This is a genomic window from Anaerolineae bacterium, assembly GCA_014360855.1.
Lineage (GTDB): Bacteria > Chloroflexota > Anaerolineae > JACIWP01 > JACIWP01 > JACIWP01.
This window is the reverse complement of record JACIWP010000072.1, coordinates 1-12127: the sequence shown is the minus strand read 5'-3', so window position 1 is coordinate 12127 and position 12127 is coordinate 1. Positions and strand designations below refer to the sequence as shown.

Genomic DNA, 12127 nt, shown 5'->3' with positions numbered 1-12127 from the left:
AAGGGGGCACAAAGCCCTTCAGAATGCGCGAGCCGCAGGTGGTCTCCACGCCTTTTGTGCAGATGACGTCCTTAATGGCCATGGGGATGCCGAGGAGGGGCGCATCTTCGCCGGCGGCCCGGCGGGCATCCGCCTCCTTGGCCTGTTCCAGCGCCAGCTCCGGGGTGACGGTCAGATAGGCGCGGACCTTGCTGTCCAGCGCCTCGATGCGTTCCAGCACAGCATACGGCAGCTCAACCGAGGAAATCTCGCCCTTGCGCAGAAGGGCGCGGGCTTCACGGATGGTCAGCTCATACAGCGCCAATATTGCTTCCTCCCGCGGTTCCGCAACGTGGTATGGTGCGTCTGCTCAGGGATGCCGGCTGTGCCATCCCATCATCCCAGGATGGCCTTGACGCGGAAGCAGTTGTCCTCCACATCGGGGGCGTTGGCCAGCACTTCCTCGACCGGCAGGGATGGGGTCACTTCATCATCCCGCATGACATTGCGCAGGGGTAGCACCGTCGCCGTGGGTGGGATGGCCTCGGTGTCCAACTGCTGGATCATGTCGGCATATTCCAGGATAGCAGAGAGCTGTACGCGGTACCCTTCCTTTTCCTCGTCCGTCAGACCCAACTTGGCCAGCTCTGCGATATGCTCGACTTGTTCCAACGTCAGCTTCATCTCGCCCCTCGCCCTGTCTCGGATTACGGCATTTGAGCCGGTGCCATTATAACACCACCCGCTATATGCCGACAAATTAAGTTTAAGGGCATGCGCCGGCACTGCCGCCGGCCGCCGGCTGTGCTATAATGGGAACAGCCGCACACTCCTGGCATCAACGGGTGTCATCATGGAACGATCTGGCGGGCACGTCACGCGCAGAGGCATCTACGGCTTGCTGGCCATCGGCGTCATTTTTATCGCGCTGATGGGGACAGCCGTGCTCCTGGCCGGCTGTCGGCCGGCACAGTCGGCCGCTCCCCCCTCCGCGCTGGAACCCTACCGCCCCTTGCTGAGCACATGGGAGCCCGAGGAGGTGCGCTACTGGGAAGGACTGCCCCGCTACACCATCACCGCCACCCTGAACACGGCCGAGCGCACCCTGCAGGGCAAAATGCACCTGCGCTTCACCAACCGCGAGCAAAACCCGATCTATGAGCTGTATCTGCGCCTCTATCCCAACCTGCCCCAGTACGGTGGGACACTGCGCATCTCCGGCGTTTGGTCCGCCGGCAGTCCCCTCCCCTTCGAGTACGACCGCGCCGACACCGCGCTGAAGATCCCCTGCACACCCCCCATCCAGCCGGGGCAGTGGGCGGAGCTGGACGCGGCCTTCACGCTGTCGTGGCCGGCCGTGGACGAGGGGTGGGTGCTGTTCGGCGAGAGCGCCGGCTTCCTCAGCCTGCCCTACTTTTACCCCACGCTGGCGGTGCACAACGGCCAGGGCTGGCACTTGGATATCCCGCCGGCCTTCGCCGATGCCAGCTTCAGCGAGGCCGCCTTCTACGACGTCTGGCTCACCCTGCCGACCTCCCTCACGCTGGCCGGCACGGGGATGCAGGTGGAGGAGCAGTTGCAGGAGGGCGGCGTGAAGCAGGTACACTGGCGCGCCGGCCCGGTGCGGGACTTCGTCATCCTGGGGCATGCCCGCTATCAGGAGCTGGTGCGCGAGGCCTGCGGCGCCCGCATCCATTCCTTTTTTCTGCCCGAGGACCGCGCCGCCGGCCAGGCCGCCCTCGACTATGCCGCCTCCGCGCTCTGCGTCTACTCCGACGCTTACGGCCCTTACCCCTTCACTGTTATGACCGTGGCAGAGGCTCCGCTGACCTTCCACGGCATGGAATTCTCCGGCCTCAACCTGCTGGGCATGGACACCTACCGCTCCCATCGCGATGAACTGCGCTATCTGACCATACACGAGGTGGCGCATCAATGGTGGTATGCCCAGGTGGGGAACGACCCATATAACTGCGCCTGGCTCGATGAGGGGCTGGCGGAATACTCCTCCTACACGTATTATGCCCGGGTGTTCGGGAGGGAGGAGGCGGAGCGCCTGCGCACACTGCGCTGGGAGGGGCCGTATGCCTACGCGCGCTCCCAGGGCCAGGACAAGGTGCTGGCACAGCCGGCGGACCAGTTCGTCAGCCAGCGTCTGTACGAGAGCATGGTCTACGCCAAAGCCGCCCTGTTCTTCGACGCCCTGCGGCGCGCCGTGGGCGACGACATGTATTACGCCATCCTGCAGGCTTATGTCCGCCAGTACCGCTTCCGCATCGCCGCGCCGGCCGACTTCTTCCAGGTCGCCGGCGAGGTGTCGCGCCGCGATCTGACCCCGCTCATCCAGCAGTGGGTGCTGACTGCTGAAGGGGCGGCGCCGTAGCGGCGTTCACCGTGGATGGGTGCCCATGAGAACAAGAAGGCCTGCCCTGGGGCTGGCCGGCCCTATCACCTGGCTGGTCCTGGGCTTCCTGCTGATCTGCGCCGGCTGTCGGCCGGCCAGCCCCACCGCAACGCCTACCCTATGGGAAACCCCTGCCAGTGAGCCGACATTTGCGCCCCTGCCGGCCGCATGGCTGAGCGAACAGACGCTGGCCATGCGGCCGGGGTACGCGGAGGAGCTGGCTGATCTGGTCCATGCCACATGCTACGACCTGCGGGCTGACATCTCCCCCGCACAACGCACCGTGCAGGCGTCCCTCCATATCACCTATACCAACGCCGGCGCTTCCTCCCTCTCGGAACTGCCTCTGCGGCTTTACGCCAATCTGCCCTACCGCCAGGGCCGGCTGGACATCCTCCGCGCCGAGCGGGACGGCCGGCCCATCACCTTCGAGTACGCGGTGGAGCGGACGGCAGTCTGGCTGACGTTGGCGCCGGCGCTGGCGCCGGGCCAGACCGCGCACATTGCCCTCACCTACCGGCTGGTGGTACCGGAATCGGCGCCGGACGGCTACCAGGAGCTGGTGGCCCGCGACGGCATCATGAGCCTGGCCGGCATGGTGCCCCTCGTCCCGGCACGGCGGGACGGCGCTTGGGACCTGGACCTGCCCGAGCCGTACGGGGACGCCTTGTTCGCCGAGACCGCCTTGTTCCGCATGCAGTTGACCCTGCCGGACAACATGGTGTTGTCCGGCACCGGCACGCGCGTCGAGGAGCGCCGGCACGCCGGCACCCGCACAGAGACCTACGTCAGCGGGCCGGCGCGGGATATCATGGTGGCGCTCAGCCCGTACTTTCAGGCGGAAAGCCGCTCTGTGGGAGATATCACGGTGCGCTCCTATTTCCTCCCCGAGGACCGCACCGCCGGCGTCGAGGCCTTGCGCCTTGCCGCAGATGGCCTGCGCCAGTTCCAGGAATGGTTCGGAGCGTATCCCTATCGCGAGCTGGAGCTGGTCGAGACACCCCTGTTGGCCGCCGGCATGGAGTATCCGGGCATCATCTCCCTGGGCCGGCACATGTACCAGGGGGACCAAAGCCGGCGCCTACCCTGGGTGGTACTGCATGAGATAGCGCATCAATGGTGGTTCGGCCTGGTGGGGAACGACCAGCTCCGCGAGCCGTGGCTGGACGAGGCGCTGGCCAACTACAGCGCCTGGTTGTATTTCGAACGCACCGCCGGCCAGCAAGAAGCCGCGGCGCTCTTTCAGGAGATCTTCGAGGAGCCGGCGCGCCGGCTCCTCGAAGAGGGCCGTGATCTGCCCATCAATCTTCCTGTGGCCGCATATCCTCGTGACGCCTACGGCCCCGTGGTGTACGACAAAGGGGCCCTCTTTTTGCACGCACTGCGGCAGGAAATGGGGGATGAGGCCTTTTTCGCCTTCCTGCGGGGGTACGCGGAGCGCTTCCGCTATCGGATTGCCACTGCCGGCGATTTCCTCGCCCTGGCCCAGACCTACACACCTCATCCGCTCGATCCCTTCTTTGTCGAATGGGGATTTGTGAAGTAAAATACGAACCGGGTCGGCGGGAGACCCGTCAGCCCAGGTGGGGGGAGACAGCCGGCCGCCGGCCCTGCGGTTGACAAAACTTGTGAAACATGTTATAATCGACACCGGATATACTAGTGATATGTATCGCGAGATGAGAATGATCTCGGCGCGCTCCCTTCATCCAACCATACAACCTGGCACGGCCGACCGCCGGCCCGCGCCGCGATAAAGAGGCTAAACCGATGAAACTTCGGGACATCGTCCAAGTGGTGGAAGGGGTGGTGCTCACCCGCAACGCCGATCTGGATATGGAAATTGACCGCGCCTGCGGCGCGGACCTCATGAGCGATGTGCTCTCCTTCGCCAAGGAACGGGCCCTCCTGCTGACCGGCTTGACCAACCCGCAGGTGGTGCGCACGGCCGAGATGGCCGATATCGCCGCCATCGTCTTCGTGCGCGGCAAACTGCCCCCGCAGGAGACCATTGCCCTGGCCGAAGAGAAGGGCATCCCGCTCATTGCGGCCAAATACACCATGTTCGAGATGTGCGGACGCCTGTATCAAGCCGGCATGGGAAGCTGTGACTTCGTGGGCGAGAGCTGAGCCGGCCGCGGCGCATGGGCCGGCACGCGCCCCCACCCACGCCATCGCAAAGGTGCCGGCGATGTCAGGGAACGGGATGTCCCAGTGACAGCAATACCCGAGATCACCAGGGTTCAGGAGCTTATCTACGAACTGAAAATCGAGCAGGTCATGAGCCGGCCAGTGATCACCGTCACCCCTGACACCCGAATCGACCAGCTCAAGGAAATCCTGCGGATCAACCGGATATCGGGCGTCCCTGTCGTACAGGATAACCGACTCGTCGGAGTCATATCGATTGAGGATTTGATCAAAGCCCTCGAGAGAGGGGAGATGCAGGCCACTGTAGGGGAAAAGATGTCCCGCCAGGTCATCACGGTGAGCGCACACGACTCGGTAGTGGAAGCGGTCAAGCGCTTTGAGGAGCACGGCATCGGCCGACTGCCGGTGCTCGATTCCAACGGACAGTTGGTCGGCATCCTGACCAGCGGAGATATCACGCGCGGGTTACTGCACGCTATCGGATTGGGCTACCATCAGGAAGAGATCCGCCGCTATCGCGCCAGCCACATCTTCGAAGACATCAGCTCCGATCGCACCAGCCTCATCCTGTGCTACCACATCCCTGCCCAGGAGCTACAGAAAGCCGGCGAAGCTTCCAGCAAGATCAAGAAAGCCCTCTACCGCCTGGGTGCCCAACCAGGCTTTGCCCGCCGCGTGGCCATCGCCGCCTATGAGGCCGAGATGAACCTCATCATCCACACCCTGCACGGCGGCGACCTGATCGCGGAAATCCATCCCGATAAGGTGCGCCTGCTGGCAATGGATGATGGTCCGGGCATCCCGGACATCGAGCAGGCCATGCAGCCGGGATTCTCCACCGCGCCGGACTGGATCCGCGATCTGGGCTTTGGCGCCGGCATGGGCCTGCTGAACATCAAACGCTGTTCTGACCAGATGATGCTGGATTCGCAGGTAGGGGTGGGCACCCGCCTGGAAGTGCTGTTCTACCTGAAAGAGGAGGGTGTGTTGGGAGATCGCGCTCCCAGCACCTCCTGAAAACGCGAATTTCGGGCGGGTACAGCGTGGTGAGTGGAGGCTGACAGGCATGAAAATCCGAGAGATAACCGGGTTACCCGACATCACGACGCTCGTCCCGCCGCAGACACCGGAACAGGAGATCAGCGGAGGTTATGCCTCCGACCTGTTGAGCTGTGTGATGGCCCGGGCCGGCGCCGGCAACATCTGGGTCACGCTCCAGACCCATCCCAACGTCGTCGCTGTCGCTTCCCTGCTGGACCTGGCCGGCGTCATCATCACCGAATGCGCGGATATCGCCAAGATCGACGCCGCAACCATTGAGAAGGCGCGCACAGAGAACGTCGCCCTGTTCGCCACGCCGCTGACCACCTTCACCATCGTCGCACGACTGGCCAGGGCGGGAGTGCCCGGGATCGATGAGGGATGAGCCTGCTGTACCTGCCGGCGGAATTCCACCTGCACACGGTGCTCTCCGCCTGCGCGGAGATCGAGATGATTCCGCCGCTCATCATCCGGCAGGCACAGCGGTTGGGCATCCAGTGGCTGGCGGTGACAGACCACAACTCGGCGGAGAACGCCCGCGCCGTCATGGAAGCCGGCGCCCGCGCCGGCATCGCCGTACTGCCGGGCATGGAAGTGCAAACGCGCGAAGAGGTCCACCTGCTCTGCCTGTTTGAGGCGCTGGAGCCGGCGCTGGCCTGGCAGGAACAGGTCTATCAGCACCTGCCGGATCTGCCCAACCGCGAAGAGACCTTCGGCAGTCAGCTCGTGGTGGACGCCGAGGGGGAGTTCCTGCGGTTTCAGGAGCGACTGCTCCAAACCTCCACCTCCCTTTCGGTGGAGCAGGTCGTTACCATGGTGGAAGCGCTCGGCGGGCTGGTGATACCGGCCCATGTGGACCGGCCGGCCTTCAGCCTGCTAAGCAACCTGGGGATTATTCCGCCTGGCCTGCACATCCCGGCCGTCGAGATCACCCCTCGGCTGACGCCGGCGCAGGCGCTGGAGCGCTTCCCCCAACTGGCCGGACGGACGCTGATCACCAACGGCGACGCCCATCGGCTCAGCGAGATGGGGGGCCGCACGCTCTTCCGGGTGGCGGAACCGACCCTGGCAGAACTACAGCGGGCGCTGGCCGGGGTGGATGGGCGCAAGGTATGGGTGACATGAGCGGCGTACGCGCCGCCGGCATGGGATAGGGTAATATTCTCCCGCATTCATTATCACGAACGGAGGGGATACCAACATGGCGGAACTGCAGAAACAGCAAGCCGCAGAAGAGACGCTGGACCTGGCACCACTGGACGAGATCCTGGAGAAATATGCCGGCAAGAAGGGGGTCGTCATCCCCATCCTCCAGGAGACTCAGGCTATCTTCGGCTACCTGCCGCGCCAGGCCCTGGAGCACATCTCGCGCAAAATGCACATCCCGCTGAGCGACCTCTACGGCGTGGCCACGTTCTATGCCCAGTTCTACCTGACCCGCCGCGGCAAGCATATCATCCGCTGTTGCGACGGCACCGCCTGCCACGTGCGCGGCGCTTCGAAAATCATCGATACCCTGCAGTCACAGTTGGGCATTAAACCCGGGGAAACGACGCCGGACTACGAATACACCCTGGAGGTCGTGTACTGCCTGGGGTCCTGCGGCCTGTCACCCGTGGCGGTCATTGATGAGACGGTGTACGGCCACCTGACCCCGCAGAAAATGCTGGAAATCCTGCAGAGTCTGTCATAGTGCGCGAACTGTCTCTGCATATTCTGGACATCGTTCAGAACAGCCTGGAAGCCGGCGCAACGCACATTACCATCGAAATAGACGAGGACCTGGCGGAAGACCGCCTGACCATCCGGGTGATGGACAACGGCCGAGGCATGGACGCGGAGACCCTGCGGCGTGTCACCGACCCCTTTTTCACGACGCGCAAGACCCGCAAGGTGGGATTGGGGCTTCCGCTGTTGAAGGCCACGGCGGAGCAGTGCGGCGGCCGGCTCACGATCCAATCCGCCCCGGGCCAGGGCACCACCGTCACCGCCGAGTTCCAGCACAGCCACATCGACCGTGCCCCCTTGGGGGACATGCCGGCCTCGCTGATGACCATCCTGCTGGCCGAGCGGCCGGTCGAAGTGCGCTACATCCATCGGGTGAACGGACGGGAGTTCGTGCTGGACACCCGCGAACTGCGGGAAACATTAGGGGATGTTCCCCTGACCCATCCGAAGATCCGTCAGTGGTTGTACGAGTATCTGCGCCAGGGAGAGGCCAGCCTGTGGGATGCTTCGCCGGCCGGCGCAGACCAGACCCTACCAGAGGAAGGCTGAGGAGGGAATACAATGCCCAAGATCAAATCCATTGAGGAACTGCAGAAACTGCGGGAGGAAGCGCAGAAAGAGCTGAAAGTGCGCATGGACACTGGCACCGTCATCACCGTGGGCATGGGCACCTGCGGCATCGCCGCCGGCGCCCGCGAGACCATGCACGCTATCCTGGAGGAGCTGAACAAACACCAAATTGAAGCCCACGTCAAGACCGTCGGCTGTATCGGCATGTGCGTGCATGAGCCGCTGGTGGATATCGAACAGGCCGGCAAAGGCCGCATCACCTACGGCAAGGTCACACCGGATCGCGTGCCCCGGTTAATCGAGGAGCATCTCATCAACGGCCGCGTCGTGGAAGAATGGGTGGTGGCCCGTATGGAAGAGAGCGCCAACAAGTAATATTAGGAGAGAAAACCATGAGCGATTACTGGAAGACCATTGAAGATATCATCCGGCAGGCCATCGTGGGGGAGGAGGACTCCCACGCCATGTACGTTAACGCCGCCGGCCGGGTGCAGGACCCCAACTCCAAGGCCATGCTGGAAGAGCTGGCCAAGGACGAGCTGGGCCACAAGGCCAAGCTGGAGGGCCTGCTGAAGCGCGGCCTGACCTGGGAGATCGTCGAAGGGGAGTTCAAGAAGGTCCAGGACCTCAAACTGGGCGATCATTTCGTCCCCGAGAAGCTGGATGAGCAGGCGGACCTGCAGGCGGTGCTGACGGTGGCCATCCGGCGGGAGAAAGAATCCCACGACCTGTACGCCACCATGGCCGGCGTCACCTGCGACGAGACCGTGCGCAACCTGTTCGAGTTCCTGGCCAACGAGGAGCTGACCCACAAGCGCAAGCTTGAGAGCATGTACGAGGATATCGTGTATCAGCAGTTCTGAGTTCGCGATCCGGACACACTGCCCGTGAAACACGGTTGACTATTCTGCGGAAGGAGGACCCGAATGGCCGAACCACTGTATCGTGCCAACGTGCTGGTATGTGGTGGCACAGGATGTACCGCATCCGGTTCCCATGCCGTCATGGATGCCATGCGAGCCGAACTGGGCCGGCGCGGCCTGGACGGCGAGGTGCGCCTGGTCCAGACCGGCTGTCGCGGTTTCTGCGCCATGGGACCGGTGATGATCATCTACCCCGAGGGCATCTTCTACTGCCTGGTGCGCGCTGACGATGTGCCCCAGATCGTCGAGGAAACCCTGGTCAAGGGCCGCATCGTCGAGCGCCTGACGTATAAAGAGCCTGAGGAACACAAGGCGGTACCGTACTACCATCAGATTCCCTTCTATGAGAAACAGCTCCGCATTGCCCTGCGCAACTGCGGCCTGATCGATCCGGAGAACATTGAGGAATACATTGCCCGCGGCGGTTATCAGGCGCTGGCCAAGGTGCTGAGCTCCATGACGCCGGAGGATGTGGTCGAGGAGGTGAAGGCCTCTGGCCTGCGCGGCCGCGGCGGCGCCGGCTTCCTCACCGGCCTGAAATGGCAGTTCACCCAGAAGGCCCCCGGCGACATCAAGTACGTGGTCTGCAACGCCGACGAGGGTGACCCGGGTGCCTTCATGGACCGCAGTATCATCGAGGGCGACCCGCACAGCCTCATCGAGGGCATGCTCATCTGCGCCTATGCCGTCGGGGCGCGCGAGGGCTACATTTACTGCCGCGCCGAGTATCCCCTGGCCATCAAGCGCCTGAAGATCGCCATCGCGCAGGCGGAGGAATATGGCTTCCTGGGGGACAACATCCTGGGCACAAACTTCAGCTTCCACCTGCACATCAAGGAGGGCGCCGGCGCCTTCGTCTGCGGCGAGGAAACGGCCCTGCTGGCCTCCATCGAGGGCCGGCGCGGCGAACCGCGTCCCCGCCCGCCCTTCCCGGCCGTCTCCGGCCTGTGGGGCAAGCCCACCAACATCAACAACGTCAAGAGCTACGCCAACATCCCGCAGATCATCGTCAACGGCGCCCAGTGGTTTGCCAGCATCGGCACCGAGAAAAGCCCCGGCACCGCCATCTTCGCCCTCACCGGCAAGGTCAATAACACCGGCCTGGTCGAGGTGCCCATGGGCATCACCCTGGGCGAGATCATCTTCGACATCGGCGGGGGCGTGCCCAACGGCAAGAAGTTCAAGGCGGTGCAGACCGGCGGCCCATTGGGCGGCTGTATCACCGCCGAACACCTGAATGTGCCGGTGGACTTCGACTCCCTGAAGGAAGTCGGCGCCGTCATGGGTTCCGGCGGCATGATCGTGGTGGACGAAGACACCTGCATGGTGGAGTTCGCCAAGTTCTTCCTGACCTTTGCCCAGGCCGAATCGTGCGGCAAGTGCGTGCCCTGCCGCGTGGGCGGCAAGCGCATGTTGGAGGTGCTGACCCGCATCACCGAGGGCAAGGGCACCATGAAGGATATCGAGACCATTAAGGAGATCGCGGAGGGTATGGAGTCCGGCTCCCTCTGCGCCCTCGGCCAACTGACGCCCGGCCCGGTGATGAGCACCCTGCGCTACTTCATGGACGAGTACATCGCCCACATCGAGGACAAGAAGTGCCCCGCCGGCCAGTGCAAGGAACTGACCATCGCCCGCTGTCTGAACGCCTGCCCCGCCGGCGTGGACGTGCCGGCCTACATCGCCCTCACCGAACAGGGGCGCTACGCCGAGGCGCTGGCCATCCATCGCGAGCGCAACCCCTTCGCCCTGGCATGCGGCCGCGTCTGCCCGGCCTTCTGCGAGTCCAAGTGCCGGCGCGGCGATATTGACGAACCGATCGCCATCCGCCAGATCAAGCGCTTCATGGCCGACCAGGAGATGAAGAACCCCTGGACACCGCCGCGCATCGGCACCCCCAAGTCCGACAAGGTGGCGGTGGTGGGCGCCGGCCCGGCCGGCCTGACCGCCGCCCTGCGCCTGGCCCAGATGGGCTACCCGGTGACCATTTTCGAGGCCCTGCCGGTGGCCGGCGGCATGATGGCCGTCGGCATCCCCGACTACCGCTTGCCGCGCGACGTGCTCAATATCGAGATCGAGAACATCCTGCGCGCCGGCGTGGAGATCCGCTACAACCAGCGGCTCGGCCGCGACTTCACCATTGACGACCTGATGCGCCAGGGTTATAAGGCGGTGGTGCTGGCCATCGGCGCCCATAAGAGCCGGCGGCTGGGCATCGAGGGCGAGGACAAAGAGGGCGTCATGCCGGGCGTGGAATTCCTGCGGGAGATGAACCTCGGCCGCGCCCCCGACCTGACCGGTAAGCGCGTCGTGGTGGTGGGCGGCGGCAACGTGGCCATCGACGCGGCCCGCTCCGCCCTGCGCCTGGGCGCCAGCGAGGTCAATGTGGTCTACCGCCGCACCCGCGCCGAGATGCCGGCCTATGAGGACGAAATCCGCGCCGCCGAGGAGGAAGGGGTCATCTTCCACTACCTGGTCAACCCGGTGCGCATTGTCGGCGACGGCAAGGTCACCGGCGTGGAGCTGGTGCACCAGACGCTGGGTGAGTTCGACCGCACCGGCCGGCGCCGGCCCATCCCCGTCGAAGGCTCCGAATTCATCATGGAAGCCGACGTGGTCATCCCGGCCATTGGCCAGCAGACCGACCTCTCCTGGCTCAAAGAGGACGGCATCCAGACCAACCGTGACAGCACTTTCGTGGTGGATAAGGCCTTCGCCACCACCCGCGCCGGCGTCTTCGCCATCGGCGACGCCGCGCTGGGGCCGGCGTCCGTCATCCAGGCGGTGGCCCAGGGCAACCTGGTGGCCCAGTCCGTAGATGCTTACCTGCATACCGGCAAGGCCACCAAGCCGGAGTACAATCCGCCGTACCACTTCCCCGAGCTGACCTACAACATGGAAGAATACGTCAACGCCCGCCGGCCCAAGATGCCGGAGCTGGAGCCGGCCGAGCGGCGCCGCACTTTCGCCGAGGTCGAGCTGGGGCTGTCGGAGCAGGCGGCCAGGGAAGAATGCCGGCGCTGTCTGCGGTGCGACCTGGAATGGCTGGAGGTCACGGGCAAGGATAAGGCCGCCGTTATGGCCGCCCAGCAGAAGACCCACCAGCCGGCGTGATGAACCGAGGGAACACATGAACGTGTCAAGGAGGCAAAGCGACCGATGGCCACGGTGAATATCACCATCAACGGTCAGAAGATCACTGCCCAGACCGGGCAGACCATTTTGCAGGCCGCCCGCGCGGCCGGCGTAGATATCCCCACCCTGTGCGAGCACCCGGCCCTCTCTGCCTGGGGCGGGTGCCGCATGTGCCTGGTGGAAGTTGCCAAACAGC

The 12127-nt window shown here is 64.3% G+C and carries 14 protein-coding genes; 12 read left to right on the top strand and 2 right to left on the bottom strand.

Translation table 11 applies throughout. The annotated features are described in order from the left end of the window. Positions 1-304, bottom strand: a 304-nt coding sequence (locus tag H5T60_05635; protein MBC7241910.1) for an Asp-tRNA(Asn)/Glu-tRNA(Gln) amidotransferase GatCAB subunit A, incomplete at its 3' end; no start/stop codon positions are given. Positions 305-375: 71 nt separating this feature from the next. Beyond that, entirely contained in the window at positions 376-663 is a 288-nt protein-coding gene (gene gatC / locus H5T60_05630; GenBank protein ID MBC7241909.1) for an Asp-tRNA(Asn)/Glu-tRNA(Gln) amidotransferase subunit GatC, read from the bottom strand. Positions 664-832: 169 nt separating this feature from the next. On the opposite strand from gatC, the gene H5T60_05625 reads away from it, so the two are divergent. From H5T60_05625 to H5T60_05570, 12 genes are all read left to right on the top strand, one after another. Next, a complete protein-coding gene (locus tag H5T60_05625; GenBank protein MBC7241908.1) occupies positions 833-2362 on the top strand; it encodes a M1 family metallopeptidase in 1530 nt (509 codons plus the stop codon). 25 nt (positions 2363-2387) lie between these two features. Then, positions 2388-3929 carry a M1 family metallopeptidase gene (locus H5T60_05620; protein MBC7241907.1) on the top strand — a complete coding sequence of 514 codons (1542 nt, stop codon included), beginning with the start codon at positions 2388-2390 and terminating at the stop codon, positions 3927-3929. 224 nt (positions 3930-4153) lie between these two features. Then, positions 4154-4513: a hypothetical protein gene (locus H5T60_05615; GenBank protein MBC7241906.1), complete on the top strand. Its 360-nt coding sequence runs from the start codon at positions 4154-4156 to the stop codon at positions 4511-4513. An 84-nt stretch (positions 4514-4597) separates the two neighbouring features. Beyond that, positions 4598-5551: a CBS domain-containing protein gene (locus tag H5T60_05610; protein ID MBC7241905.1), complete on the top strand. Its 954-nt coding sequence runs from the start codon at positions 4598-4600 to the stop codon at positions 5549-5551. Positions 5552-5600: 49 nt separating this feature from the next. Continuing rightward, positions 5601-5960 carry a serine kinase gene (locus tag H5T60_05605; GenBank protein MBC7241904.1) on the top strand — a complete coding sequence of 120 codons (360 nt, stop codon included), beginning with the start codon at positions 5601-5603 and terminating at the stop codon, positions 5958-5960. Further along, positions 5957-6700: a PHP domain-containing protein gene (locus tag H5T60_05600; GenBank protein MBC7241903.1), complete on the top strand. Its 744-nt coding sequence runs from the start codon at positions 5957-5959 to the stop codon at positions 6698-6700. The genes H5T60_05605 and H5T60_05600 overlap by 4 nt, the downstream gene beginning before the upstream one ends. 76 nt (positions 6701-6776) lie before the next feature. Further along, a complete protein-coding gene (gene nuoE / locus H5T60_05595; protein MBC7241902.1) occupies positions 6777-7268 on the top strand; it encodes an NADH-quinone oxidoreductase subunit NuoE in 492 nt (163 codons plus the stop codon). Beyond that, a complete protein-coding gene (locus H5T60_05590) occupies positions 7265-7852 on the top strand; it encodes an ATP-binding protein (GenBank protein MBC7241901.1) in 588 nt (195 codons plus the stop codon). Before nuoE ends, H5T60_05590 begins: the two co-directional genes overlap by 4 nt. A 21-nt stretch (positions 7853-7873) precedes the next feature. After that, positions 7874-8248 carry a (2Fe-2S) ferredoxin domain-containing protein gene (locus H5T60_05585; protein ID MBC7241900.1) on the top strand — a complete coding sequence of 125 codons (375 nt, stop codon included), beginning with the start codon at positions 7874-7876 and terminating at the stop codon, positions 8246-8248. A 17-nt stretch (positions 8249-8265) separates the two neighbouring features. Further along, complete coding sequence (locus tag H5T60_05580) at positions 8266-8736, top strand: ferritin family protein (protein MBC7241899.1); 471 nt, start codon at positions 8266-8268, stop codon at positions 8734-8736. Positions 8737-8799: 63 nt separating this feature from the next. Then, complete coding sequence (gene nuoF, locus H5T60_05575) at positions 8800-11910, top strand: NADH-quinone oxidoreductase subunit NuoF (GenBank protein ID MBC7241898.1); 3111 nt, start codon at positions 8800-8802, stop codon at positions 11908-11910. 45 nt (positions 11911-11955) lie between these two features. Beyond that, positions 11956-12127: (2Fe-2S)-binding protein (locus H5T60_05570; protein MBC7241897.1), on the top strand; the 172-nt coding region annotated here is incomplete at its 3' end.